The following is a 26872-nucleotide window of genomic DNA, read 5'->3' on the forward strand; positions in this document are numbered from 1 at the left end:
ACTCCCCGATCCGGCTCACCTACAGGAGGCTTCCGCCATGCGCTTCGTTCACCTGGAATCCATCGACGACGAACGCGTGTCGGCCTACGTCAATCTCACGGAAATCCAGCTGCGCAACCGTCTCGAACCATCCAAGGGCCTGTTCATCGCCGAATCCCCGAAGGTCATCGACCGGGCTCTGGCGGCGGGCCGCGAACCGATCTCCCTGCTGGTCGAGGAACCGTGGATCGAGGGTATGGCGGACGAGTTCTCGTTCATCGACGGGCATTGGGGGCCGGACGTGCCAGTCTACATCGCCTCCCCCGACCAGCTGAAGCGTCTGACCGGATACCGCCTGCACCGCGGCGCGCTGTCCGCGATGCGCCGCTGGCCGCTGTCGTCCGTCGCCGAGGTGTGCGAGGGGGCGACGCGCGTCGCGGTGATGGAGAACATCGTCGATCATACGAACGTCGGCGCCCTCATGCGTTCGGCCGCGGCTCTTGACGTGGACGCCGTGCTCGTCACCCCCTCCTGCGGCGACCCCCTGTACCGTCGCGCCGCCCGGGTCTCGATGGGCACCGTCTTCCAGATCCCGTGGACGCGCATCGGCGGCGAGGACAAGCATTACTGGCCGTTCCGGGGCATCGACGAACTGAAGTCGCTCGGCTTCACCACCGTCGCGATGGCGTTGGAGGACGATTCGATCAGTCTCGACGAACTCACCAGGCGTCTCGACAACGACCCGTCCGAAACCGACCACATCGACAAGCTGGCCCTCATCTTCGGCACCGAGGGCGACGGCCTGTCGCACCACACCATCGCCCGCGCCGACCTGACGGTGAAGATTCCGATGGCCCACGGCGTCGACTCCCTCAACGTGGCGGCCTCCAGCGCGGTCGCCTTCTACGCGACGCGTCCGCACCGGGCATAACGCCGTGACACGCCGGGACGCGCGGCGCGGCGTTGCTTGCGTGTCGTCGTTTTTGTGCAATCATTGTCAGTGTGAGGCCGGAGCGAGGAAGCCCGGTCTGTGACCCCGAGCGGCGCCGGAAGGCGCTGGAAGTTGTTGAGAGGAGCAACGTAAGACAATGGCCAAAAACAAGCAGAAGATTTTGTCGATCGTATTGGCCGGCGGCGAGGGCACCCGTCTGATGCCTCTGACCCGCGACCGCGCGAAGCCGGCAGTGCCGTTCGGCGGCGTGTTCCGCCTCATCGACTTCCCGCTGTCCAACCTGGTGAACTCCGACTACCGCCACATCGTCGTGCTCACCCAGTACAAGTCCCATTCCCTTGACCGTCACATCTCCCAGATGTGGCGCTTCTCCTCGCTGCTCGGCAACTACGTCTCCCCGGTCCCCGCGCAGCAGCGTCTCGGCAAGCACTGGTACCTCGGCTCTGCGGACGCCATCTATCAGACCATCAACATCATCGAGGACGTCCAGCCGGACATCGTCGTGATCGTCGGCGCCGACCACGTCTACCGCATGGACTTCGGCCAGATGGTCGAGCAGCACATCGAATCCGGCGCGGAGTTCACCGTGGCCGGCATCCGCCAGCCGATCGAACAGTCCAACCAGTTCGGCGTGATCGACGTCGACCCGGATCATCCGAACCAGATCAAGAGCTTCCTGGAGAAGCCGGAGACCTGCGCGGGCCTGCCGGACGACCCGAACTCGTTCCTCGCCTCCATGGGCAACTACGTGGCCAACACGGACGCTCTGTTCGACGCGCTCGCCAAGGACGAGAAGAACGAGAACACGAAGCACGACATGGGCGGCGACATCGCCCCGTACTTCGCTTCCCGCGGCGAGGCCGGCGTGTACGACTTCAACTCGAACGAGATTCCGGGCTCGACGCCCACCGACCACGCCTACTGGCGCGACGTGGGTACGATCAAGCAGTTCTACGACGCGCACATGGATCTCATCGCCTATGTGCCCGAGTTCAACCTGTACAACCAGGCGTGGCCGATCTACACGAACTCCGGCACCCTGCCGCCGGCCAAGTTCGTGCACGCCGGCCGCGACCGCCTCGGCCACGCGACCGATTCGATCGTCTCCCCCGGCGTGATCGTCTCCGGCGGCGAAGTGCACCACTCCGTGCTCTCGCCGAACGTGCGCATCCATTCGTGGGCGCAGGTCGTGGATTCCGTGCTGTTCGACGGTGTCGTCGTAAACCGTCGTGCACGCGTCTACAAGGCGATTCTCGACAAGAACGTCGTGCTCACCGAAAACTCGACGGTCGGTATCGACACCGAGCATGATCTCGCCCGTGGCTTCACCGTCACGCCCGAGGGCATCACCGTCGTGCCGAAGGGCACCGTCGTCGACGACTGACGGTCGGTTCTTCAGACGAAGGCCGCCTCCCGAACCATCATGGATTCGGGAGGCGGCCTTCTCATTGCGGTGGAATATCGCCCGCTCTCACGAACCATGCGGACCGTGAGAGCGATGGACGTTTCGCCGATGCCGTCTCCGGCGTTTTCCTAGTACTTCGGCAGATTGTCGAAGTTGAAGCCGAGGGCGGCGAGCTGCTCGCGTCCCTCCGGCGTGATCTTGTCCATCGTCCAGCGGGGCTGCCACGTCCAGTCGATGCGGAACTCCTCGACGAGGCCGGCGAGCGTGCTCGCGCACTCGTCCTCGATGAGGTCGGTCAGCGGGCAGGCGGGCGTGGTGAGCGTCATCGTGATGATCGCACGGCCGAGATCGTCGATCTCGATGCCGTAGACGAGTCCCAAGTCGATGACGTCGATGCCGAGCTCCGGGTCGATGACCTGATGCAGCGCCTCGCGCACGTCCTCCGCGGTGGCGCGGCCGATGTCGTCGACGAACTTCAGCGGGATGTGGGTGTCATCCGATTCCGCATCGTCATGACCGCATTCGCTTTTCTTGTGGCGGCCACACGCGCACATCTCATCGTCTCCGGAAGCCGGTTCGGCGGGGCGGCCGTTCGGGAATCCCTTGGCGAGGGCCGGATTGGCCATCACACGACGGGCCGCCTCCTCGTCCTGCAGCACGCCGTTCACCGCGTCGAACACGCTGGGCTGGGGTTCGGGCACGAGATTATCGCTCATAGTTCACTCCAAAATCGTCGGGTCGTATCCACTGTACGCGCCGCCCCCGGCTTTTCGCCACGAGCGCGACGCGCATACGGGAATCGGACGTCACTGCTTGGCGGCCAGCGCCTTGGCGATGGAATCCTTGAGCCCTTCCCAGGCGAGCAGCGCGCATTTGATGCGCATCGGATACTTGGACACGCCCTGGAAGACGATGCCGTCGCCGAGCGACTCCTCGAGGTCGTCGTCGCCGAGGCCCTTGCCACGCGATTCCATGAGCTTGTGGAACGTGTGTTCCAGCTTCATGGCCTCGTCCACGGTCTTGCCGTCGACCAGATCGACCATGACGGACAGGCTGGCCTGCGAGATGGAGCATCCCTGACCGTCCCACACGACGCGTTCGATGGTGTGCGGCTCCTTGTCGGAGACCTCCACGTGCACGGTCGCCTCGTCGCCGCAGGTCGGGTTGAACTGGTGGGATTCGCCGGGCGTGCAGTATTCGTGGCGGGCGCGCACCACCGTGTCGCCGGACGTCTCGGCGCCGGCGCCCTCCTTGGTGAGGTCCGCCGCGAAATGCTCCTTGCCGTGCGGGTTCTTCGCGGCCTCGAGGATGACCTCCTGGTACATCTGCTCGAGGTCGTCGCCGCTCATGCCGTAATCGTTCATAGTTTCCTTATCGTATCGTCCCCTCGGACAGACGGGGACGGTCCGAGGTCCGGACCGTCCGGGCGCGTCAGGCTCCGAAGAACTTCCTGATGCCCTTGGCCGCCTCGACGAGCGCCTGCGCGTCTTCGACGGTGTTGTACACGCCGGACGAGGCGCGGTTGGAGGCGTACAGGCCGAAGTGGCGGTGCACGGGCTGCGCGCAATGGTGGCCGACGCGGATGGCGATGCCCTGCGCATCGATGTACTGGCCGACGTCGTGCGGGTGCACGCCCTTGACGTCGAACGCGACGGTGCCGATGCGGTCCACGTTCTCGCGCGGCCCCAGGATGCGGATGCCGTCGATGTCGCCCAGCTTGAGCAGTTCGGCGGCGATCGTGCGTTCATGCGCCTCGATGTTCTCCAATCCGATGTTCATCATCCAGTCGGCGGCGACGCCTGCGGCCACGACCTGCGCGACCGGCTGCGTGCCGGCCTCGAAGCGCGCCGGCGGCTCCATGTACTGGGCAGGCTGGTCCATCCACGCGAGCTCGACCATCGATCCGCCGAAATTGGCCGGAGGCAGCGCCTCGAGCAGCTCGCGTTTGCCGTACAGGAAGCCGACGCCGGTGGGGCCGTACATCTTGTGCGCGCTCCACGCGGCGAAGTCGACGTCCAACGCGTGGAAGTCGACCTTGAGATGCGGCACCGACTGGCAGGCATCGAGGATGAACACGGCCCCCACGGCGTGCGCCCGGGCGACGATCGGCGCGATGTCGGTGATGGCGCCGGTCGTGTTGCCCACATGCGTGACGGCGACGACCTTGGTGCGTTCGGTGATGACCTCGTCGAGGTTATCGGTGCGCACGCGCCCGTCCTCGGTCAGGTCGATCCACTTGAACGTGGCGCCGGTGCGGTAGGCGAGCTCCTGGAACGGCAGCAGCACCGAATGGTGCTCCGCCTTCGAGACGACGATCTCGTCGCCAGGCTTCAACGCGAAACGCTTGGCAGCCGCTCCCCCACGGCCGAGCGACGCGTTGCCGAACGCGGTGGCGAGCAGGTTCAGCCCCGCCGTCGCGCCGCCGGTGACGACGACCTCCTCGTTCCCCTCCTCGGCGTTCGCGCCGACGAGACGCGCGACCTTCGCACGCGCCTCCTCGAACGCCACGGTCGAACGCGCGGCGAGCTCGTGGGCCCCGCGATGCACGCCCGCGTTGATCGTGCGGTAGAAGTCGCTCTCCGCGTCGATCACGCACTGCGGCTTCTGCGAGGTGGCCGCCGAGTCGAGATACACGAGCGGATGCCCGTGGATCTCCTGGTCGAGGATCGGGAACTCGCTCCTGATCGCTGTGAAATCCGTCATTGCCGTTTCCCCCTTATGTGTAGGCAGACAGGTTGTGGACGTCAGGCGAGCGCGGACTCGGAGTCGGCGCCCTCCGGCAGGTACGCGTCGTAGCCGTTCTCCTCGAGCTCGTCGGCCAGCTCCGGGCCGCCGGTCTTCACGAAGTGGCCGTCGGCGAACACGTGCACGATGTCCGGCTTGATGTACTTGAGGATGCGCGTGTAGTGCGTGACCATGAGGATACCGAACTGGTTGGCCTCCTTGGCGCGGTTCACGCCCTCGGACACGATGCGCAGCGCGTCCACGTCGAGGCCGGAGTCGGTCTCGTCGAGGATGGCGAACTTCGGCTTGAGCAGTTCGAGCTGCAGCACCTCGGCACGCTTCTTCTCGCCGCCGGAGAAGCCCTCGTTGACGGAGCGCGTGGCGAACTTCGGATCCATCTTGAGACGCTTCATCGCCTGGGACAGCTCCTTGGTCCACGTGCGGATGGACGGCGCCTCGCCGTCGACCTCGGTCTTCGCGGTGCGAAGGAAATTGGTCATCGAGACGCCGGGCACCTCGACCGGGTACTGCATGGCGAGGAACAGGCCCGCCTTGGCGCGCTCGTCCGGGGTCATCTTGAGGATGTCCTGGCCGTCGAGGAGCGCCTCGCCGGAGTCGACCACGTACTTGGGGTGGCCGGCCAGCGTGTAGGCGAGCGTGGACTTGCCGGAGCCGTTGGGGCCCATGATGGCATGGGTCTCGCCGGAGTTGACGGTCAGGGAGGCGCCCTTGAGGATCTGCTTGGTGCCTTCCTTGGTTTCGACGTGGACGTAGAGGTCCTTGATTTCGAGAGTGGACATTGGTTCTCCTAAAGGTCCGTAAAAAGTCTTGGGTTACTTGTCTTCCAGCACCTGCGCCATGGCCGCGTCCTCGCCGCGGGCCAGCCGGCGGTCGATGACGTCCATGAGATGCTCGGAGACAGCCGGGATGCCGATCTCCTCGACGAGCTCGCCGAAGAAGCCGCGCACGACGAGCTTGCGCGCCTCGGCCTCCGGGATGCCGCGCGACTCGAGGTAGAACAGCTCCTCGTCGTCGAAGCGGCCCACCGAGGAGGCGTGGCCGGCACCGATGATGTTGCCGTTCTCGATCTCCAGGTTCGGCTCGGAATCGGCGATCGCGCCCGGCGTGAGCACGAGGTTGCGGTTGAGTTCATACGAGTCCGTGCCGGGGGCAGTCGGCGCGATGAGCGCGTTGCCCACCCACGTGGAGTGCGCGCCCTTGCCGTCGAGCGCGCCCTTGTAGACGACGCGGCTCTTGCATTCGGGATGGTTGTGGACCACCATCGTGCGGTGTTCGATGTGCTCGCCCGGGTCGACGAAGTAGATGCCGAGCATGTTGAGCTCGCCCTGCTCGCCGCCGAAGTCCTGGTCCATGCGGATGCGCACCACGTCGCCGCCGAGCGTGACGACGGAGTGGCGCAGGGACGCGCCTTCGCCCACGTGGATGCGGTGGTTGCCGACGTGCTTGGCGGTGCGGTCCCATTCCTGGATGAACGTGGCGGAGACGTGCGAGTCCTTGCCGGTGGTGATTTCGACGCCCTCGGCGAGACGCGCATCGCCGTCGTGTTCGACGACGACGTCGGCGTGCGCGCGGTCGGCCGCGTCGATGACGAGATGGAACGCATCGAGGTTCTCGCCGGCGCCGTGCACCTTGACGAGCACGGGCTGGGCGATCTCGCCTTCGAGGTGCAGGATCGTCGCCGTGGAACCGGAGTTCCATTCGACGGCGGAGACGCGGTCGTTCGGCTTGGAGACCGTGCCGGAGGCGCTCTCGCCGAGCCTGACCTGGCTGAGCGTGACGCCTTCGGACAGCGGGGAGCCGTCGATCATCGACACCTCGATTTCGGTCTCGCCGCTGGGGCGGAAGACCTCGAAGAACTCGCCGATGCGGTCGATCGGCGTGTAGCGCCAGTCCTCCTGATCGCGCGTGGGGACCGGGAACGCGGACACTTCGAATGAGCGGGGCGCGCGGTCGGCGCTCGACGGCATGGCCGCCGGGATCTTGTACGGATCGTTCGGGTCGGCGACCGGGATGTTCAGTTCCGCCGCCTTGTTTTCGGTTTCGGTCATGGGATCAGCCCACCGATCCTTCCATCTGCAGTTCGACGAGTCTGTTGAGTTCGAGCGCGTATTCCATCGGCAGCTCACGGCTGATCGGCTCGACGAAGCCGCGCACGATCATGCCCTGCGCCTCCTCCTCGGACAGGCCGCGGCTCATCAGGTAGAACAGCTGGTCCTCGGAGATCTTGGAGACGGTGGCCTCGTGGGCCATGGAGACGTCGTCCTCGCGCACGTCCACATGCGGGTACGTGTCGGAGCGGCTGAAGTCGTCGACGAGCAGCGCGTCGCACACGGTCGAATTGGAGGAGCCCTCCGCGCCCTTGACGATCTTCACCAGACCGCGGTAGGCGGAGCGGCCGCCGCCGCGCGAGATGGACTTGGCGACGATCGTGGAGCTGGTGTGCGGGGCGAGGTGAATCATCTTCGCGCCCGTGTCCTGGTACTGGCCCTTGCCGGCGAAGCCGAGCGACATGGTGCTCGCCTTCGCGTACGGTTCGGCGAGGATGCAGGCCGGATACTTCATCGTGGCCTTGGAGCCGATGTTGCCGTCCACCCACTCCATCGTGCCGCCCTCGCGCACGTAGGCGCGCTGGGTGACGAGGTTGTAGACGTTGTTCGACCAGTTCTGCACGGTGGTGTAGCGCACGCGCGCATGCTTCTCGACGATGATCTCGACGATGGCGGCGTGCAGCGAGTCCTCGGACCAGATCGGGGCGGTGCAGCCCTCCACGTAGTGCACGTAGGAGCCTTCGTCCGCGATGATGAGCGTGCGCTCGAACTGGCCCATGGCGGGCGTGTTGATGCGGAAGTACGCCTGCAGCGGGATGTCCACGTGCACGCCCTTCGGCACGTACACGAACGAGCCGCCGGACCATGCGGCGGTGTTGAGCGCACCGAACTTGTTGTCCTCCGGGGGCACGACGGTGCCGAAGTACTTGCGCACGAGGTCCGGATATTCGCGCACGGCGGTGTCCGTGTCGACGAAGATGACGCCCTGCTTCTTCAGGTCCTCCTGGATGGAGTTGTAGATGACCTCCGACTCGTACTGGGCGGCCACGCCGGAGACGAGGCGGTTCTTCTCCGCCTCCGGGATGCCGAGGCGATCGTAGGTGTTGCGGATGTCGCCCGGCAGCTCCTCCCACGACTTCGCCTGCTTCTCGATCGGCTTGACGTAGTACTTGAAGTCGTCGGCGTTGAAGCCCGACAGGTCGACGCCCCACTTGGGCATCGGCTTGTCGAGGAACGCCTTGAAGCCGCGCAGACGCATGTCGAGCATCCATTCGGGCTCGCCCTTGTCGGCGCTGATGTCGCGCACGACCTGTTCGTCGATGCCTCGTTTGGCGGCTTCGCCGGCCGCGTCGGAATCATGCCAGCCGTAGCTGTAGTCGCCGAACTGCTGGATGATCTCGTCATCCTGTCTGATCTTATCCTCGTTGACGCGGGACCGATCGGCCACGTACTGGCTCATCTCCACGTCAGCGGCGGCGTTTGGCGCTTGTGTTTCGCTCACCATCCTGCCTTCCATCGTTCACATAAAGTTCCTACGCAAACCTAGCAGAAGCGGTGTGCAAACACCACGGCGACACCGTATGTTGGCTCAGAGGATAACGTGAACTGGGACACGTCGTCCTCCTCGTCTCGGAAGCGTACGACGGACACCGCAAACCGGAATGACGGCGACGGCCGGCACGGAGCCGCTCCCCCAAGGGGAACGTCCATGCCGGCCGTCGCCGTCATTCACACATCCGTCGCCATGGAACGGACCATCATGCCGTTCGCGTCAGCGCTCGCGCTGGTGGTCGAGCGCGGCCTTGACGAGGCCGGCGAACAGCGGATGCGGCTTGGTCGGACGGGACTTGAACTCCGGGTGCGCCTGGGTGGCCACGTAGAACGGGTGCACCTCCTGCGGCAGCTCGACGAACTCGGTGAGCTCGCCGTCCGGGCTCTGGCCGGAGATCCTAAGGCCGCCCTCGCGCAGACGGTCCTTGTAGGCCACGTTCACCTCGTAACGGTGACGGTGGCGCTCGGTGACGTGCGTGGAGCCGTACAGTTCGGCGACCAGCGAACCCTCCTCCAGGTCGGCCGGGTAGGAGCCGAGACGCATGGTGTGGCCCATGTCGCCCTTGCCGGCGACGATGTCCTTCTGCTCCTCCATCGTGGCGATGACCGGGTTGACGCAGTCCGGCTCGAACTCGGTGGAGTTCGCGTCCTCGATGCCGAGCACGTGGCGCGCGTACTCGATGACCATGGACTGCAGGCCCAGGCACAGGCCGAGCGCGGGCAGCTTGTGCTCGCGGGCGAACTTGAGGGCGCCGATCTTGCCGTCGATGCCGCGGATGCCGAAGCCTCCGGGCACGACGATGCCGTCGACCTGGTCGAGCGCGGCGGCCGCGCCCTCCTCGGTCTCGCAGCGGTCGGCCGCCACCCACTTGACGTTCACCTTCGCCCAGTTGGCGAAGCCGCCGGCCTTGATGGCCTCGGTGACGGACAGGTAGGCGTCCGGCAGGTCGATGTACTTGCCGACGATCGCGATGTTGACCTCGTGCTTCGGGTGGTGGACGCGCTCGAGCAGGTCCGCCCACTCGTCCCAGTCGACGTCGTGGAACGGCAGGCCGAGCTCGCGCACCACGTACGCGTCGAGACCCTCGTTGAACAGGATCTTCGGCACGTCGTAGATGCTGGGCGCGTCCACGCAGTTGACCACGCCTTCGGCGTCCACGTCGCACATGAGGGAGATTTTGTCCTTGATGGACTGGTTGAGCGGACGGTCGGAGCGCAGCACGAGCGCGTCCGGCGTGATGCCGAGCTGGCGCAGCATCATCACGGAATGCTGGGTCGGCTTGGTCTTGAGTTCATGGGCGGCGGAGATGTAGGGCACGAGGGAGACGTGCACGAACATGCAGTTCTCCTGACCGAGCTCGCGACGCACCTCGCGGGCCGCCTCAAGGAACGGCTGGGATTCGATGTCGCCGACGGTGCCGCCGATCTCGGTGATGATCACGTCCACGTCGTCCGCCGCCTGGGCGCGCATGCGGGACTTGATCTCGTTGGTGATGTGCGGGATGACCTGCACGCACTGGCCGAGGTATTCGCCGGCACGCTCCTTGCGCAGCACCTCCTGGTAAATCTGACCGGTGGTGACGTTCGCCTTCTGGGAAAGGAACACATCGAGGAAGCGCTCGTAGTGGCCGATGTCGAGATCGGTCTCGGCGCCGTCCTCGGTCACGTACACTTCGCCGTGCTGGAACGGGTTCATCGTGCCCGGGTCGACGTTGATGTACGGATCAAGCTTCTGCTGCAGCACATGCAGGCCGCGGGAACGCAAGAGACGGCCGAGCGAGGATGCCGTCAGGCCTTTGCCGAGGGAGGAGACCACGCCGCCGGTGACGAAGATATGCTTGGTGACGTGCTCTTGCGAATTGCCATGTGTTCTTCTAACCATGGAATTTCACTCTATCACGCGCGCGTGACCCGGCGTGTTCTCTCCTCCCTCCCTGGCGATCAGCCGTTGACGATGTGGGCGACGGCGTCGAGCGCCAGCTTGTAGCCGTAGAAGCCCATACCGGTGATGGTGCCGGTGGCGACCGGGGAGATCACCGAACGCTTGCGGAACTCGTCGCGCGCGGACGGGTTGGAGATGTGCACCTCCATGAGCGGCAGGCCCGCGTCACCGACCATGTGGGCGGCGTCGGCCAGCGCGTACGAGTAATGGGTGAACGCGGCCGGGTTCATGACGACCGGCGTCTTCTCGTCGGCCGCCTGGTGCATCCAATGCACCATCTCGGATTCGTCGTCGGTCTGGCGCACCTCGACCTCCAGGCCGAGCTCGGCGCCCCACGTGGTGCACAGACGACGCAGCTCGGCAAGGTCCTGGCGGCCGTACACGTCGGGCTGACGCACGCCGAGGCGCCCGAGGTTCGGTCCGTTGACGACGATGACTTTGGTGGACATGGTTGTCGTTCCCTCCATGACGATGGTGACGATGGTTCAGTGTTGGATGCGGCGGAACGCCTCGTGCACGGCCTCGGCCGGAGGATCCTCCAGATGGATCATGTGTCCGGGAGTGCCGTCGAGCACGACGAAGCGCAGCTTGTTGCCGCGGGCCTTCTTGTCCTTGTGCATAAGCGCGAGCACGTCGTCGAACGAACCGCCGTTCCAGCTGACCGGCAGTCCCAGCGACGAGAGCAGCGCACGATGGTAGTCGACGAGCTCCTGGTCGATGTAGCCGAGCTGGTGCGCCAGTTCGGCCGCGTACACACAGCCCACGGCGACCGCGTTGCCGTGGCGCCAACGGAAGTGCTCGAGCTTCTCGATGGCGTGGCCGAGCGTGTGCCCGTAGTTGAGGAACTCGCGCTTGCCTTTCTCCTTGAGGTCGGCGGACACGTGGTGCACCTTCACGGTCACGGTGCGTTCGATGAGTTCGGCGACCACGTCCTCCAGGCCGGAACCGAGGAACGTCGCGCCGTCGAAGGCGCGCAGCTCCTCCCCATGCTCTTCGAGGATGCGCAGAATCTCCGTATCCTCGAGGAACCCGGATTTCGCGACCTCACCGAGGCCTTCGATGAAGATGTCGTTGGGCAGCGAGGCGAGCGTCTTCGTGTCGGCGAGCACGCCGGCGGGCGTGTAGAACGAGCCGACGAGATTCTTGCCGGCCGCGGTGTTGATGCCGGTCTTGCCTCCGGTGGAGGCATCGACCATGGCGAGCAGGGAGGTCGGGCAGTTCACATAGCGGATGCCGCGCATCCACGTGGCTGCGATGAAACCGGCCAGATCGGTGGCCGCTCCCCCGCCCACGCCGACAATCGCATCGGAACGGGTGAATCCCTCGTCGCCGAGGCGACGCCAGACGCCGTCCGCCACGGCGACCGTCTTGCCGGCTTCGGCGTCGGGCACGACCACGTCGATGACGTCGTAGCCCGCCTGCCGCAGCAGCGTGCGCGCGCGGTCCGAGTGGCGCTGCACGGGCTGCGTGTGGATGAGCGCGACCTTGGCGACGCCACCTCCCAGCACGTCGGCGAGATGGTTCATCGCCCCCTCACCGATCACCACGTCGTATGGTTCGATGCCGCTGCCGGTCACGTGAACCGTGCGTTCGCCGATCATGTCCATCACCTTCCTCGCCGCCATCTGCGGCGTCTGTCTGCGCGTATGCACGTGCACGTTCGCGATCTTGCGGAACACGGGGTCGCGCTGCCGGTACAGCTTCTTCCAGCGCGCGTTCGCGTCGCCGTTGAGCATGGGACGTCCGCCGCCGCGGTTGGCGCGTTCCATCGCCTCGTGCGGGTCGGCGTCGAGGTAGACGACGCGGCCGCCGTCGGCGATGTAGTCGGCCAGCGCGGTTTGGGTGGACGGTGTCATCGGCGCTCCCCCTCCCAGAGAGAAGATGCCGTCGAAGTCCTCGAGGTAGTCGGCGATGAGGTCGGCCTCCACCTCGCGGAACGCGGGTTCGCCGTAGCGTTCGAAGTAGGCGGGGATCTTCATCCCGACCTCGCGTTCGATCTCGATGTCGGCGTCGGCGAACGACAGGTGCATGAGGTGGGCCACCTCCTTGCCGACGCGCGTCTTGCCGGCGCCCATCATGCCGATGATGACGGCCTTCGGGCGGATGATGCCGCGCCTCACCTCATGTGCTCCGGCCAAGAGGCGAGGTAGTTCTCGCAGTTGCGGCGCGTCTCGACGACGCTGTCGCCGCCGAACTTCTCCAACGCGTACTTGGCGAGCGTGAGCCTCACCATGGCTTCGGCGACGACCGCGGCGGCCGGTACGGCGGTCGAATCGGAACGCTGGTTGATGGCCTGCGCGGCCTCGCCGTTGGCGACGTCCACGGTGCGCAGGGCCTTCGGAATGGACGGGATCGGCTTCATGGCGGCGCGCACGCGAATCGGCTGTCCGTTAGACATGCCGCCTTCGATGCCGCCGGCGCGGTTGGTGAGACGTGTGATGCGGCCGTCCTCGCCGGGCACCATCTCGTCGTGCGCGGCGGAGCCGGGGCGCACGGCCTCGAGGAAGCCGTCGCCGATCTCGACGCCCTTGATGGCTTGGATGCCCATGACGGCGGAGGCGAGGGCCGCGTCGAGGCGGCGGTCGGACTCCACGTAGGTGCCGATGCCCGCGGGCACGCCGTAGGCGATGACCTCGATGACGCCGCCGACCGTATCCGCGTTCGCCTTGATCTCGTCGATGCGTTCGACCATGCGCTTCTCCGCGGCCTTGTCGAGCGTGCGCACCGGGGAAGCGGCGAGCGCGGCGACGTCGTCCGGAGTGGGCAGCACGGCGTCGTCCGCATCCTCCACGCCGGCGCCGCCGATGGAGATCACGTGGGCGACGGTCCGGATGCCGAACGCCTGCTCGAGGAACTTCGCTGCGATCGAACCGAGCGCGACGCGCGAGGCGGTCTCGCGCGCGCTGGAGCGTTCGAGCACCGGACGAGCGTCGTCGAAACCATACTTGCGCATGCCGGTCAGGTCCGCGTGGCCGGGGCGCGGACGGCTCAGCGGCGCGTTGCGGCCTTCGCGCGGAATCTCATGGTCGAGCGGATCGGCGCTCATCACCTCGGTCCACTTCGGCCATTCGGTGTTGGCGATCTCGACGGCGATGGGGCCGCCCAGCGTGGAACCATGCCGCACGCCGGTCAGGAGCCTGACCTTGTCCTGCTCGAACTTCATGCGGGCGCCACGGCCGTAGCCGAGTCGGCGACGGGCCAATGCGTCCACCACGTCCTGGCTGGTGACCTCCACCCCGGCGGGAAGTCCCTCGATCATTGCGACCAGCGCCTCGCCGTGCGATTCGCCCGCCGTCTGCCAACGCAACATAATCTCTCGCTCCTCCATGGTCTGTGCCTCCGGACCGTCGCCGGGAGCTTGTCCCCTGGCCGCGGCGCGGAAGGCTCTCGCGTTTTGCAACTAGGGGTTAATGTTAAGGCATGCCATACCTGTACTGCCTTCCCGGTCTCATTTGCGGCCTCGCCCTCGCCGTCGAGGACGTGCGGCGGCGGCGTGTGCCGCGCGCATGGGTGGCGGCAGGAACCGTCACCCAACTGGCGGCCGATCTGACATGGGCCGTCATGGCGAACGATTTCTTCGTCGTGCTGCAGGCGCTGCTGTTCACGGCCCTGTGCACCGGCATCCAGCTGCTGCTCGCTTTGGCGAAGCCTGGCGCGCTCGGGTTGGGCGATGTGACCGCGATGCTGCCGCTGGGACTCGCCGTGGGCGTGTACGGACTGGGTCACGTCGCCGCCTGGTGGCTTGCGATGGGCGTATCGGGACTCGCGTTCGTCACGTTGTGGACTCGATTCGATCCTCAACGCAGGACGGCGTATGCCGGACGGACGCCGTTCGTTCCCGTGATCGTGGCATCCGCCGTCATCGCCGTGCTGGTCTGATACGCGAGTGGGGCTCCCTCCGCGTTGCACAGAGGGAGCCCCACTTCACCGGATTCGGCCGTCACGGCCGAATCAGTTCGCGTTGGCGTTGTTGTTCTTGTACTCCTGAACGTACTCGTTGAACGTGTCCTCGTTGTCGGTGAACTTGGTCTCTCCGGTCTGAAGGTTCACGGTGACGAAGTACAGCCAGTTGCCGTCCTCGGGGTTCAACGCGGCCTTGATCGCATCGTCGCCGGGGTTGGAGATCGGCGTGGGAGGCAATCCCTTCCTGATGCGCGTGTTGTACGGATTCGACTCGTCGTCGAGCATCGCCTGCGTGATGTCCGCGGACTTCACGTTGTTGCCGTAGGCGACGGTGGAATCCATGCCGAGGGTCATGTTCTTGTCGAGACGGTTAAGAATGACGCGAGTCACCTTGCCGTAGTAGTCCTTCATGTTCACTTCGGCTTCGGCGATGGAGGCGATGTTGAGGATGCGTTCGCGTTCGTCGCCGGTCGGCACGCCGAGCTCATCGAGTTTGGCGATGCGCTTGTCGACCATCATCTTGAGGATGTCGGAGGCGGACTTCTTCGACTTGACGTCGTACTGTCCGGGCTCGAACCATCCCTCGAACTTGCCTTTGGCTTCGGCGGGCAGGATGCCCGATCCGCCGCCGTCTACCACCGACTGGAATTCGGATTCGTCGATGCCGCTCAGCTGGGCCGCGTTCGCGATCACGTCGGACACGCGTTCGCCGGATTTCACGTCGAGGAAGCCGGTGGCCTTGGTCTGGTCGGAGAGGATATCGACGGCGTCTGCGGACTGCATGTGCTTCTGCAGCTCGTACGTGCCCGGATACAGCGTCGCTGAATTGGCGGAGACCGTGGCGGCGAACGTCTCGGCGGATTTGACGACGCCCGCCTTGACGAGGTTCCTGCCGATCGTCAACGAATCCTGCCCCTGTTCGATGGTGAAGTACACGGTGCCGTATGCCTTGCCGTCGAACTCCTGGGAGATGCTCTTGTTGTACTCGTTGACCGCGCGGATGGCGGCGATGCGCCGGTAGCCGAAGAAGCACCCTGCGCCGATGAACGCCAGGATGACGAGCACGGCCACGATGATGATCGCGCGCTTCCGCTGGCCTTTCCTGCGACGCTTGCGCATCTCCCGGCGCGATTTCGGAGGCTTCGGCGGCTCGACGGCGGGCGCGGCTGAGTTGCCGGAGACCTTCAGTGCGTTCTCCTCGAAGAAATCGTTGAAGCTTTCGGACATCACTTCTCCCTATCGCTCTTTGCGATCCAACGCGGATTGCAGGATCACGACCGCGGATTGCTGGTCGACCATAGGCCGATGCCGCCTGCCGGCGATGTTCGCCTCATGCAGCTGCCGATGCGCGCTCACCGTGGTGAGTCGTTCATCCATCAATTCTACGTCAGGTGTCGTATTCAGGTGGATTTCTCCGTCCTCGATCATCCGATCGATGCGCTTGACGAGGTTGGCCGCCCAACGACGCGCCTTCTTGGCGCTTTTGCCTTCGTCACCGTTCAGTAGCAGTGGCAGTCCGATGACAATGTGGTCGACCTGTTCGTCTTCGATGACATAGATCACGTCGTCCAGCGCGCGGAACGAATCCCCATACGCCTGGATGTTGCCGATGGGGTGTGCGAGGGTGAGCTCCGGGTCGGACAATGCGAGTCCGACCCGAGCATCACCGAGATCGATACCGAGCCAAGTCAAACGGCTCAGCCCTTCAACGCCTCGTGTTCGAGAGCGCTAATCGCGTCGTCGATCTTCGACGCATCCGCGCCGCCGCCCTGGGCGAAGTCCGGCTTGCCGCCGCCACCGCCGCCGAGGATCTTGGAGGCGCCGCGCACGAGGTCGCCGGCCTTGATGCCGAGCTTGCGCGCAGCCTCGTTCGTGGCGACCGCGACCATCGGCTTGTCGTCGGCGCTCACGCCGGCGAGGGCCACGACCACCGGCGACTCCTCGCCGAGACGGGAACGCACGTCGAGCACGGTCTTGCGCAGCGCGTCGAACGAGCCGAAGTGACCGACGTTCTTCGCGGCGACCTTGACGGGAGCCTGGGAGGCCTGCGCAGCCTTCACGAGCTCCGGGACAGCGGCGGCGAGCTGGCTCTCGTACATGGCGGCCAGTCGACGGTCGGATTCCTTGAGCTTGGCGAGCAGCGCGTTGACGCGCTCGGCGAGCTCGTCCGGACGGGCGTTGAGCTTGTCGCTCAGCTGGGAGACAAGCGCATGCTCGCGGGCGTTGAACTCGTAGGCGCCCGCACCCACCACGGCGTCGACGCGGCGCACGCCGGAACCGATGGAGGACTCGGACATGATGTTGATGGCACCGATCTTGCCGACATGGTCGACATGGGTGCCGCCGCACAGCTCACGGCTCCAGCCGTCCTCGCCGATGGACACGACACGCACGACGTCGCCGTACTTCTCGCCGAACAGGTGCATCGCGCCGAGCGCGATGGCGTCGTCGAACTTCATCTCCTTGGTGGTGACGACGAGGTTGTCGCGCAGACGGTCGTTGACGCGCTCCTCGACGGCGCTCATCACCTGCTTGGTCGGCGCCTTGGACCACTGGAAGTCGAAGCGCAGACGGTTCGGGGCGTCCTCGGAGCCGCGCTGGGTGGCCTGCGGGCCGAGTTCCTCGCGCAGCGCCTTATGCACCATGTGCGTTGCGGTGTGGGAACGGGCGATGGCGCCGCGGCGGGCCAGATCGATGCTGGCGTTCACCTGCGTGCCGACGACCAGCGTGCCCTCGGTCAGGCGGCACTGGTGGACGATGAGATCCTTGATCGGCTTCTGCACGTCGTCGACCTCGAGCACGGCGCCGTCGTCGGACAGGATCTCGCCCTGATCGGCGAGCTGGCCGCCGGCCTCCGCGTAGAACGGGGTGCGGTCGAGCACGACTTCGATGTTGGCCGGACCGGTGACGGCGGGGACGGAGCCCTTGCCCTCCTGCATGATGCCGAGCACGGTGGCGCGGGCGGACATGTCGGTGTAGCCGAGGAAGTCGATCGGCTTGACGAGCGTCTTCTTGAAGTCGTCGTAGACGGACAGGTCCACGTTGTGGCGCTTCTTGAGCGCGTCGGCGCGGGCGCGGCCCTTCTGTTCGGCCATGAGCTCGCGGAACTTCGCCTCGTCGACCTTCACGCCCTGATCGGCGGCCATCTCGAGGGTGAGCTCGATCGGGAAGCCGTAGGTGTCGTGCAGCTTGAACGCGTCGTCGCCGGAGACGACGGCCTCGGCCTTGCCTTCGGCGGAGTCCTTCTTCGCCTTCTTCACGGCGACGTCGAGGATCTCGATGCCGGAGGTGAGGGTGCGGCGGAAGGCGTCCTCCTCGCCGTACGCGGATTCGCTCACCTCGTGGAAGGTCTTGTCGAGCTCCGGGTAGCTGGGCTCCATGGCGGCCTTGGAGGTCGGGAACAGGGTGGGCAGCACCTCGGATTCGACGCCGAGCACGCGCATGGCCTCGATGGTGCGGCGCAGCAGGCGGCGCAGCACGTAGCCGCGGCCGTTGTTGGACGGGCGCACGCCGTCGGACATGATCATGAGCGCGGAGCGCACGTGGTCGGCCACGACGCGGAACTTGACGTCCATCGCCTCGTCCTCGCCGTACTTGCGGCCGGAGAGACGCTCGGCGGCCTCAATGACGGGGAAGACCTCGTCGGTCTCGTAGATGTTGTTCTTGCCCTGCAGCAGGTAGGCGAGACGCTCCAGACCTGCGCCGGTGTCGATGTTCTTGTTCTCGAGCTCGCCGACGATGTGCAGGTCGGTCTTGGACTTGACGTTGTCGACCTCGTAGTTCTCGAACACGAGATCCCAGATCTCGATGTAGCGGTTCTCGTCGGCGATCGGGCCGCCCTCCTTGCCGAAGGCGGGGCCGCGGTCGACGTAGATCTCGGAGCAGGGACCGCCGGGGCCGGGGCCGCCGGTGGTCCAGAAGTTGTCCTCCATGCCCATCTTCTGGATGTGCTCGGGGTCGACGCCCTCGTTGACCCACATGGAGCGGGCCTCCTCGTCGTCGGTGAACGTGGTCATCCACAGCTTCTCGGGGTCGAAGCCGTAGCCACCCTTCTCCTGCGGAGAGGTGAGCAGCTCCCACGCGTAGTGGATGGCTTCCTCCTTGAAGTAGTCGCCGAAGGAGAAGTTGCCGATCATCTGGAAGAACGTGCCGTGGCGGGTGGTCTTGCCGACCTCGTCGATGTCGAGCGTGCGCACGCACTTCTGGTTGGACGCCATGCGCTTGTGCGGCGGGGTCTGCTCGCCCATGAGGTACGGGATGAACGGGACCATGCCGGCGATGGTGAACAGCGTGGTCGGGTTCGGGGAGATCAGCGACGCGGAGGGGACGACCAGATGGTCGTGCGCCGCGAAATAGTCGAGATAGCGCTTCGCGATTTCTGAGGTGCGCATAAGCGGATGGAACTCCTTGTTGTGTGTGTTTGTGCGGGCGTGAAGCCCTATGGAATCATGCCGTCGCCGTAACCGTCCTACATCATGCGTGTGCCGCCCGTACGGTGCGGGCGGCACACGACGCGGAACCGTCTCAGCGGTCTTCGCCGATGTACTGCTTGTTGAGTTCAGCCTCGCGGGCTCGGCGCGTGGCGTTGAACTCGTTGACGAGGCCTTCGAGCGTCCTCATGCCGACATGATCCTGGTCGGGGCCGAGCAGGAACTGACGGGCCGCGTCCGGGGTGTTGGCCTTGACGTAGGCCTGCGCCTTGGTGACGGCGACCACGCCGAGCGAAAAGCCGAGACCGACCCAGAAGATGCGTTTGAACATCACTCCCCCTTGGCCTGCTCGTCGGGGCGTCCGGCGGTCTGACGGACGAGGAAGGACTGCGCGGTCGACTTGAGGGCGTACACGGCGGAGGCGATCTTGATGACCGGCTTGCCGAGGAACGAACCGTACAGGTCGGTGAGCGCGCCCACGTTGTTCGCGGTCGTCGAGGCGGCGGCGGAGATCTTGTTGACGTCCTCCAGCGACTTGTTGACCTGCTTGACGGTGGTGACGCCCTCGTCGAGCGCCGGGATGGCGTGCTCGCCCGATTCGCGCACGGTATCGGCGATCTGGTCGAACAGCTTGCCCAGACGGATCAGCGGATAGATCATGAACCCGGCGAGCACGGCGAACGCTATCGCGGCGACGAGACCGGCGATCTCTCCAACTCCCATATTGCCTCCTAGTACACAGTTACCCGCACAAGAGTATCACTTGCCATACGACACGATGGCGATCGCCTCGGCGAACGGCTTGTCCGTGTCGAAGTCGACGAGGGTCACGGATCCGTTCGCGGGTCGTTCGCTCAGGTCGAGATCGGGACCGCCGAAACGATGTCCGAGGCTGAGCAACGTGTTGCCGTGGGAGATCTGGAGCACGTGGTCGCCGTCCTTGAGGTCGGGGTTCGCGGCGATGAGCGCGAACGCCCCCTCGACGCGGGTCCAATACTCTTCGTCGGATTCCGCATCGTGGAACGGGTCGGCCTCCTTGAGGAAGTCGCGGGTGGCGGCGAGGCCGAACTTCGCGACGATGTCGTTGTAGTTCTTCGCGCCGTGGGGGCCGCCGGCGGCCGTCCAGGCGAGGGACATGTCCTGTCCTTCGAAGTAGCCGTAGCACTGCTCGCGGAAGTGCATGTCGGCGACGAGCACGGGGCGTCGATGCCCGGCGGCCTCGTTGATGTCGAGGATGCGCTTCGCGGTGATCTCGGCGCGGGAAGTGTCCGAGCAGTAGGCTGCGGCGAAGTCGATGCCTTCGAGCTTGCGACCGGCCTTGTCGGCGTCGGCGAGGCCGGATGCGGTCAGGGGCGCGTTGCACCATCCCTGGAGTCGGTTGTATTTGTTGAACGTGGTCTGTCCGTGGCGGACGAGATGCAGGTGGAGAATCATGGCACCACTCTACAACGGTCGGGGGCGGAGACGAATCATCCGGCCCGGAACCCCGGAAACGCGGAAACCCCGCGTCCCTTTCGGGAGCACGGGGTTTCGGCGGTATGTCCTTGACTGTATATGGATACAGAAGTGGGCCCGGATCAGCGGGCGTAGAATTCGACCACGTACTGGATGTTGACCTGCACCGGCACCTCTTCGGCCTCCGGCTTGCGGGTCAGGGTGGCCTTCAGGGAGGCCAGGTTCACATCGAGGTAGCCCGGGACCGCGGGCAGGACGTCGCGGTGGACGCCTTCAGCGGCGATCTGGAACGGGACCATGGTCTGGCTCTTGGCCTTGACCTGAATGGTCTGGCCCGGCTTGACGCGGTAGGACGGGCGGTTCACGATGTTGCCGTCCACGAGGATGTGACGGTGGGTCACGAACTGACGGGCCTGGGCGGTGGTGCGGGCGAAGCCGGCGCGCAGGACGAGGTTGTCGAGACGGACCTCAAGGTCGGTCAGCATGGCGTTACCGGTCTGGCCGGCGGTGCGGGTGGCCTTCTCGTAGGAGGCGCGCAGCTGCTTCTCGGACACGCCGAACTGGGCGCGCAGACGCTGCTTCTCGCGCAGACGCACCGCGTAATCGGACTCGGTGCGGCGGCGGGTGCGGCCGTGCTCGCCGGGAGCGTACGGGCGCTTCTCGAAGATGCGCTGGGCCTTCGGGGTCAGGGCGATGCCGAGGGCGCGGGACAGGCGCACCTGACGGCGGGAACGCTGAACGTTCGTCATTGGTTTGTTCTCTTTCTGTCGTTATCTGAACGGAACGCGATGCCCCTTGCGGGACGCCGCGCTGAGTCGGGCCTCTCCAACGCTTCATCGTGATTGCTCACGAGCGGCCGTATCATTCGGATTCCTTGCGATTCCGGCTGCCGACCCGTTGACGGGCTAAGACTCCAGACGATATCCGCCTTGCGGCAGACACCAATCGTCTAATCTACACCTATGCCCGGGACAACGTTCCGGCGTCCATGCGATACACCGTGTCGGCGTAGCCGACTGCATCGGCGTCGTGCGTGACCATGAGCACCGCGGTCCCGAGATCGGCGCGCTCGCGCAGCAGCCGCATGACCGTCGCGGTGCTGTCCATGTCGAGATCGCCGGTCGGCTCGTCCGCGATGATGATCTTCGGATCGTTGATGAGCGCCCGTGCGATCGACACGCGTCTCATCTCGCCGCCGGACAGTTCCCGCGGATAGCATCCGGCGAGTTCCGCGACGCCCAGACGTTCCAGCAACAGCATCGCGCGGTCCTCGATCGACTGCCCGTCGCCGCCGTCTCGGGCTTCCTCCTGCATTCGATTGGGGAAGAAGGTGGACGGGAGGATGACGTTGTCGAGTACGGGCAGATTGCCGAGCAGCGTCTGCTCCTGCGTGACGAAGCCGATGACGCGGTTGCGCAGGAGCGACAGCGCGCGGTCGTCGAGGTCGGCGACGCGCATGCCGTCCACCTCGACCGATCCCGAAGTCGGACGCACCAGCCCGGCGACCATGTTGATGAGCGTGCTTTTGCCATTGCCGGATCGTCCGACGATGGCGACGAAGTCGCCCGCCGCGAGTTCGAGGCGCACATGGCTCACCGCGTCGAACGATCTGCCGCGCCGTTTGAAGCTTCGGGTCAGATCGTCGATGCGCAGCAGCGGGGCCGTCTCGGCCCGTGTGGGACGGCCGGTCTCCCCCATGGTCTTCTTCTCGATGTCCGATGCCATGTCAGCGTCCCTCCTTGAGAATAACGTCGGCATCGCCGCGGGCGATCCTGCCCATGACGACGAACGACGAGACGATGCCGACCAGCGTGGAGCAGGCGACGGCGAGCAGTGCGAGACCGATGACCGTCCACGGGCCAGCCTGCAGGTACGGCAGCTGCAATCTGCTGCCGATGAGCGCACTGAACGGCAGTATCGCCAATGCGCCCACCGTGACGCCGATCATGCCGCCAGACAGTCCGATGGCGGCGGCCTCCTTCGCGATGACGCCGTTGACCATGCCGCGAGCGGCTCCCATGATGCGCAGCGATGCGAATTCGCGTTTGCGCTCGTCGGCGCTGGCGGCGAACACGGCGATCAGCACGATGACGCCCATCATCCACAGGGCGGCTATGAACACGGCCATATAACCGGTCAACGAGCCCAAGGCGGTCTTCGTCGCCGCGGTCACGCCTCCCGGATACACGTATCCGAGGTCGGAGAAACGGGAATCGAGTCGTTTGATGCTCGCCGCCACGGTCTGCGGATCATAGCCGTCCTCGACCTTGATCATCACGGTGGAGACGGCCTTGCCCGCGTATTCCTCGGGCATGACGCGCCTGGAGACGGCGGCGGACGCCTTGACCATGTCGGGCACGGTGCCCTGGTTGATGAACACCGAATTGTCGAGCCCCGTGCCGGTGTTCGCGAGCTGCGCGACGACCGGCCATGCACGGCCGTAGAGTTCGATGGTGCCGTCGACGGACACGTTGACGTTCGCTCCGGCGATCATCTCGCCGTCCTTGAGATCCCCCGAGAATTGGGAGGCGACCCATGGTCCGATGACGAAATCGGTCGACGGGTCGTATCCGATGATCTGTAGTTTCTCCTCGCAGCATGCGGCGGCGAGCGACGAAATATAGGTCTGCTCACTGGCCTGCGCGATGCCGTCGGCACGCTCCACCTTGCGTGCGATGTCCTGTGTGAAATAGAACGTGCTGGAGTTCGATCCGGTGAGCAGCGCCTCGGCCTGGTTCGCGCTGTTCTGCGGCACGACCATGAGGTCGGCGCCGAGACGACGCTCCATGCTGCGCATGCCGTTGCCGAGGTTCATGCCGAGCATGCTGCCGCCGAACAGCGCGACGGACAGCACGGTGACGACGGCGAGCAGCGCCGCCGTGCGCAGGGGCCTGCGTCTGAGATTGGCGAACGGCAGTGCGCCGAGCGCGACGTACATCCCCTTGGCGTCGGCGCGTTCCCCCGTCATGCGCGGGAGCGGGAGTCGAGCCATGCGCCGGCCGCCGCGAGGACGGCGCCGAGCACGCCGAGCACGATGAGCGTCGGCAGCATGACCATGCGGCAGTGCATCATCGCGCCCGGACAGACGCCGATGAGGAACGTGGGCACGGCGATGAGCAGCAGCGAATCCGCGATGACGGCGATGTTGAGGCCGATGCGGGTCTTGGGACCGACGAACAGGGCGATGACGCCGAGCGCGAGGATCACGACGCCGATGCCGGTGGCGGCCTGCTGCGACCAGTGGCAGGCGCCGAACGTATCGTGCCCCTGGCATGCGTGGGCGAAGGTCTGCGGCGCGACGGCGGCGAGCGCGCCGACGATGATGGCCGGTACGGATGCGATGAGCTTGTTCTTCATGATTCTCTCTTCCTGCACTGCTGGATCGGTTCTGAGATCCGTTTTGGAACGTCAGGCATTATGAGCAGATAATCCTTGGGAAAACAAGTCTTGACTTTTCACATTCGCATGCTACAGCCGCGAAGGCGCCTATCGAAAAGCCGTCAGAGCTTTTCGATAGCCGAGACGTGAAACGGACGGTCCGGTGGAGCGTCCGTAGGCGAGGTGAGCGGCATCGGCCGCGAAGGCGCCTGTCGAAAAGCCGTCAGAGCTTTTCGACAGGCGCGACTCGGAGCAGGAGGCGTTTGACGCCGCCGGTGCCGAAGTCGACGGTGATGACCGAGTTGCGGCCCTTGTCCTGGACGTCGACGATCTTGCCCATGCCGTAGCGGTCGTGGGTGATGCGGTCACCAATCGCGAAGTCCTTGACGTCGAGTCCGTTGTCCTTGGTGAGCGATGATGCCGGCACGCCGTGACCGGCCGTCGCCCCGCTCTTCGGGGCGACGCGGCGGGTCGTGACACGCCCGGAGCGCGAGCCGGAGCCGGACGTGCCGGAGCCGTATCGGGAGCCCGACGAGCCGCCGTAGGCGGACGATCCATAGGACGATGAGCCTCGCCGTGACGAACCACGCGAACCCGAGCCGTACGAGGATGAGCCGTACGAGCGGGAGCCGGAGCCATACGATGAACCGCCGTACGACGAGCTTCCGTACGACGAGCCGGAACCGTACGAGCGCGAGCCGTATCGGGAGGAACCCGACGAACCGTACGAGCCGTACGAGCCGCCGAACGTCGGACCGGATGAGGGCTGGTCGTCGTCCCATCCGCCGAACTCGTCGTCGCCGTCCCATGCGGAACGCATGCGTTCGACGCCGGCCTCGCGGCGTTTCCATTCGATGAGCCCTTCGGGAATCTCGTCGAGGAACTGGCTGGGCATCATGTCCGCCGCCTGCCCCCATTGGGAGCGCACGGCGGCGCGCGTCACATACAGGCGTCGCTTGGCGCGTGTGATGCCCACGTAGGCAAGACGACGCTCCTCCTGCAGTTCGCTGGTGTCCTCCATGGAACGCGAATGCGGGAACGTGCCCTGCTCCATGCCCGTCAGGAACACGACCGGGTATTCCAGGCCCTTCGCCGTGTGGAGGGTCATCAGCGTGACCTTGCCGGAATCCTCGTTCTCGCCGGGCAGCTGGTCGGAGTCGGCGACGAGCGCCGTGGTCTCCAGGAACCCGGCGAGCGTGGCGTCCGGCGTCTTCTGTTCGAATTCGGCGGCGGTGGACTGCAGCTGGGAGAGGTTCTCGACGCGTGACTCGTCCTGCGGGTCGGTGGATTTGCGCAGCTCCTCGAGCAGACCGGACTTCTCCAGCACCTCGGCGACGATCTCGCTCGGCTTGGTCTCGTTGGCGCGCGCGAACGCGGACAGTCCGCCCATGAGGTCGCGGAACGCGTGCAGCTGCTTGAGTGTGCGGGTGGGGACGCCCTCGATCTCGTCCATGTGCATGAGGCCGGCGAAGAAGCTCGCCCCGTGAGCCCGCGCGTAGTCGAGGATGATGCCTTCGGCACGTGCGCCGAGACCGCGCTTGGGCACGTTGAGGATGCGCCTCAAATTCACGTCGTCGTTCGGGTTGACGATGGCTTGCAGGTACGCCATCGCATCCTTGACCTCGCGGCGCTCGTAGAACTTGGTGCCGCCGACCAGCTGGTACGGCAGCCCCTCGTTGATGAGCGCCTCCTCCAGGGAGCGGGACTGCGCGTTGGCGCGGTACATGACGGCCATGTCCGAGTAGGCGATCGCCTCCTCGGCGTGGAGGCGGGCGATCTCGCCGGCCACCCACTGCGCCTCCTGCTGCGCGTTGTCGGCCGCGTAGCCGACGATCGGCTCGCCCTTGCCGAGCGCCGTCCACAGCTTCTTCGGCTTGCGCCCCTCGTTGTTGGAGATGACGGCGTTCGCCGCATCGAGGATGGTCTGCGTGGAACGGTAGTTCTGTTCGAGCATGATGGTCTTCGCGTCGGGGAAGTCCTGCTCGAAGTCCTGGATGTTGCGGATGTCGGCGCCGCGGAACGCGTAGATAGACTGGTCGGAGTCGCCCACCACGGTGATCCACGCCGGCCCCTGCCGTCCGGCGGTCGCCTCCTGCGACGGGACGGTGGGCGCGACGGCCTTCCCCTCCCCCGCGTCAACGCCGGCGAGTTCGCGCACGAGCACGTACTGCGCGTGGTTGGTGTCCTGATACTCGTCGACGAGAATGTAGCGGAACCGGTGGTGATAGTACTCGGCGACGTCCGGGTGGTCGCGCAGCAGTTCGACGGTGCGCACGATGAGGTCGTCGAAGTCGACGGCGTTGGCGAGCGCGAGCCGGTGCTGGTATTCGGCGTAGACGACCGCGTACAGCGCTTCGATGTCGCCGACGGTGCCGATCTTGTAGCCGCGCTGGCCGGGTTTGAAGTCGGGCGCGTACTGGGCGAGCTGCGTCTTGACGCCGATGAGCTGGTTCTTGTAGTCGGAGATGCGTCCGAGGATGGATCGCGGCGTGTAGCGTTTGACGTCGATGTTGAATTCGGTGGCGATGATCTTGACGAGGCGTTCGGAGTCGGCGGAGTCGTAGATGGAGAATCCGCTGTTGAGCCCGATGGCCTTGCCGTCGCGGCGCAGGATGCGCACGCATGCGGAGTGGAAGGTGGAGACCCACATGCGCTGGGCGACGGGTCCGATGAGCGTTTCGAGGCGTTCGCGCATTTCGGCGGCGGCCTTGTTGGTGAAGGTGATGGCGAGGATCTGGCTGGGCCATGCGCCGAACCGGCTCAGGATCCATGCGATGCGTCGGGTGAGCACGCGGGTCTTGCCCGATCCGGCGCCGGCGCCGATGAGCAGTGCGGGCCCGCGGTACTGCACGGCCTGCGACTGCTGAGGGTTGAGGTCTCCGACGAGTTCGTCGGCGCTTCTTGCGATGACGTCCGGATCCTGCTGCACGTTGCTCCCTTATTGTCGTCTGATGGGTTCTTTCGGAGGACGCACTCCCCCTGTTTTCGGCCATCCATGTCTACCACATGCCGTCGTCGTGCGGGCGGGGCGTGGAGGTCATGCGCGCGGCGTAGACTGTCGCTTCAATCATCCGTTACCCGTTA

24 protein-coding genes are annotated in these 26872 nt (G+C 65.6%); 3 read left to right on the forward strand and 21 right to left on the reverse strand.

Features of this window, described 5'->3' with window-relative positions; all coding sequences use genetic code 11:
- The first annotated feature begins 37 nt into the window (after nucleotides 1–37).
- Together AC1AYR_RS03650 and glgC are read left to right on the forward strand one after the other, a co-directional pair.
- A complete protein-coding gene (locus AC1AYR_RS03650) occupies nucleotides 38–910 on the forward strand; it encodes a TrmH family RNA methyltransferase (RefSeq protein WP_476511368.1) in 873 nt (290 codons plus the stop codon).
- A gap of 157 nt (nucleotides 911–1067) precedes the next feature.
- Nucleotides 1068–2315 carry a glucose-1-phosphate adenylyltransferase gene (gene glgC / locus AC1AYR_RS03655; protein ID WP_476511367.1) on the forward strand — a complete coding sequence of 416 codons (1248 nt, stop codon included), beginning with the start codon at nucleotides 1068–1070 and terminating at the stop codon, nucleotides 2313–2315.
- Nucleotides 2316–2464: 149 nt separating this feature from the next.
- On the opposite strand, the gene AC1AYR_RS03660 is transcribed toward glgC, so the two are convergent.
- The 10 genes from AC1AYR_RS03660 to aroC all read right to left on the reverse strand — a co-directional run bounded on the left by AC1AYR_RS03660 (nucleotide 2465) and on the right by aroC (nucleotide 13932).
- Nucleotides 2465–3052 carry a metal-sulfur cluster assembly factor gene (locus AC1AYR_RS03660; RefSeq protein WP_476511366.1) on the reverse strand — a complete coding sequence of 196 codons (588 nt, stop codon included), beginning with the start codon at nucleotides 3050–3052 and terminating at the stop codon, nucleotides 2465–2467.
- Nucleotides 3053–3142: 90 nt separating this feature from the next.
- The gene (sufU, locus tag AC1AYR_RS03665; protein ID WP_476511365.1) at nucleotides 3143–3700 is read right to left on the reverse strand and encodes a Fe-S cluster assembly sulfur transfer protein SufU; all 558 of its coding nucleotides are present in this window, start codon (nucleotides 3698–3700) and stop codon (nucleotides 3143–3145) included.
- 67 nt (nucleotides 3701–3767) lie between these two features.
- On the reverse strand, nucleotides 3768–5039 hold the full coding sequence (locus AC1AYR_RS03670; RefSeq protein ID WP_476555134.1) for a cysteine desulfurase: 1272 nt from the start codon (nucleotides 5037–5039) through the stop codon (nucleotides 3768–3770).
- A 41-nt stretch (nucleotides 5040–5080) separates the two neighbouring features.
- Complete coding sequence (gene sufC, locus AC1AYR_RS03675; protein ID WP_476501606.1) at nucleotides 5081–5860, reverse strand: Fe-S cluster assembly ATPase SufC; 780 nt, start codon at nucleotides 5858–5860, stop codon at nucleotides 5081–5083.
- Nucleotides 5861–5893: 33 nt separating this feature from the next.
- Entirely contained in the window at nucleotides 5894–7129 is a 1236-nt protein-coding gene (sufD, locus tag AC1AYR_RS03680; RefSeq protein WP_476511363.1) for a Fe-S cluster assembly protein SufD, read from the reverse strand.
- Between the two features lie 4 nt (nucleotides 7130–7133).
- The gene (sufB, locus tag AC1AYR_RS03685; RefSeq protein WP_476511362.1) at nucleotides 7134–8633 is read right to left on the reverse strand and encodes a Fe-S cluster assembly protein SufB; all 1500 of its coding nucleotides are present in this window, start codon (nucleotides 8631–8633) and stop codon (nucleotides 7134–7136) included.
- 267 nt (nucleotides 8634–8900) lie between these two features.
- Nucleotides 8901–10562, reverse strand: coding sequence for a CTP synthase (locus AC1AYR_RS03690; protein ID WP_034528073.1), 1662 nt, complete (start codon nucleotides 10560–10562; stop codon nucleotides 8901–8903).
- A 59-nt stretch (nucleotides 10563–10621) separates the two neighbouring features.
- Nucleotides 10622–11071 carry a type II 3-dehydroquinate dehydratase gene (aroQ, locus tag AC1AYR_RS03695; protein ID WP_476511361.1) on the reverse strand — a complete coding sequence of 150 codons (450 nt, stop codon included), beginning with the start codon at nucleotides 11069–11071 and terminating at the stop codon, nucleotides 10622–10624.
- Between the two features lie 36 nt (nucleotides 11072–11107).
- Entirely contained in the window at nucleotides 11108–12730 is a 1623-nt protein-coding gene (locus tag AC1AYR_RS03700) for a bifunctional shikimate kinase/3-dehydroquinate synthase (protein WP_476511488.1), read from the reverse strand.
- Between the two features lie 8 nt (nucleotides 12731–12738).
- Nucleotides 12739–13932: a chorismate synthase gene (aroC, locus tag AC1AYR_RS03705; protein ID WP_476511360.1), complete on the reverse strand. Its 1194-nt coding sequence runs from the start codon at nucleotides 13930–13932 to the stop codon at nucleotides 12739–12741.
- Between the two features lie 110 nt (nucleotides 13933–14042).
- On the opposite strand from aroC, the gene AC1AYR_RS03710 reads away from it, so the two are divergent.
- Complete coding sequence (locus tag AC1AYR_RS03710; protein WP_476511359.1) at nucleotides 14043–14501, forward strand: peptidase A24; 459 nt, start codon at nucleotides 14043–14045, stop codon at nucleotides 14499–14501.
- 72 nt (nucleotides 14502–14573) lie between these two features.
- Here the strand turns inward: AC1AYR_RS03710 and mltG are convergent, their stop codons facing one another.
- The 11 genes from mltG to AC1AYR_RS03765 form a co-directional block, all read right to left on the reverse strand.
- A complete protein-coding gene (mltG, locus tag AC1AYR_RS03715; RefSeq protein ID WP_476511358.1) occupies nucleotides 14574–15752 on the reverse strand; it encodes an endolytic transglycosylase MltG in 1179 nt (392 codons plus the stop codon).
- 9 nt (nucleotides 15753–15761) lie between these two features.
- Entirely contained in the window at nucleotides 15762–16217 is a 456-nt protein-coding gene (gene ruvX / locus AC1AYR_RS03720; RefSeq protein ID WP_476511357.1) for a Holliday junction resolvase RuvX, read from the reverse strand.
- A gap of 5 nt (nucleotides 16218–16222) precedes the next feature.
- Nucleotides 16223–18916, reverse strand: a complete 2694-nt coding sequence (gene alaS, locus AC1AYR_RS03725) for an alanine--tRNA ligase (protein WP_476511356.1) — start codon at nucleotides 18914–18916, stop codon at nucleotides 16223–16225.
- Between the two features lie 133 nt (nucleotides 18917–19049).
- On the reverse strand, nucleotides 19050–19286 hold the full coding sequence (locus tag AC1AYR_RS03730; RefSeq protein ID WP_476511355.1) for a hypothetical protein: 237 nt from the start codon (nucleotides 19284–19286) through the stop codon (nucleotides 19050–19052).
- Complete coding sequence (locus AC1AYR_RS03735) at nucleotides 19286–19678, reverse strand: DUF948 domain-containing protein (RefSeq protein WP_476511354.1); 393 nt, start codon at nucleotides 19676–19678, stop codon at nucleotides 19286–19288. The genes AC1AYR_RS03730 and AC1AYR_RS03735 overlap by 1 nt, the downstream gene beginning before the upstream one ends.
- A gap of 36 nt (nucleotides 19679–19714) precedes the next feature.
- Nucleotides 19715–20389 carry a histidine phosphatase family protein gene (locus tag AC1AYR_RS03740; protein ID WP_476511353.1) on the reverse strand — a complete coding sequence of 225 codons (675 nt, stop codon included), beginning with the start codon at nucleotides 20387–20389 and terminating at the stop codon, nucleotides 19715–19717.
- 143 nt (nucleotides 20390–20532) lie between these two features.
- Nucleotides 20533–21159 carry a 30S ribosomal protein S4 gene (gene rpsD / locus AC1AYR_RS03745; protein WP_476511352.1) on the reverse strand — a complete coding sequence of 209 codons (627 nt, stop codon included), beginning with the start codon at nucleotides 21157–21159 and terminating at the stop codon, nucleotides 20533–20535.
- A gap of 211 nt (nucleotides 21160–21370) precedes the next feature.
- Nucleotides 21371–22108: an ABC transporter ATP-binding protein gene (locus AC1AYR_RS03750; RefSeq protein ID WP_476511487.1), complete on the reverse strand. Its 738-nt coding sequence runs from the start codon at nucleotides 22106–22108 to the stop codon at nucleotides 21371–21373.
- Nucleotides 22109–22136: 28 nt separating this feature from the next.
- Entirely contained in the window at nucleotides 22137–23378 is a 1242-nt protein-coding gene (locus AC1AYR_RS03755; protein WP_476511351.1) for an ABC transporter permease, read from the reverse strand.
- Nucleotides 23375–23767 carry a DUF4418 family protein gene (locus AC1AYR_RS03760; RefSeq protein WP_476511350.1) on the reverse strand — a complete coding sequence of 131 codons (393 nt, stop codon included), beginning with the start codon at nucleotides 23765–23767 and terminating at the stop codon, nucleotides 23375–23377. Before AC1AYR_RS03760 ends, AC1AYR_RS03755 begins: the two co-directional genes overlap by 4 nt.
- Nucleotides 23768–24011: 244 nt before the next feature.
- On the reverse strand, nucleotides 24012–26717 hold the full coding sequence (locus AC1AYR_RS03765) for an ATP-dependent helicase (protein WP_476511349.1): 2706 nt from the start codon (nucleotides 26715–26717) through the stop codon (nucleotides 24012–24014).
- Nucleotides 26718–26872 lie beyond the last annotated feature (155 nt).

Source organism: Bifidobacterium sp. LH_417, assembly GCF_056357035.1.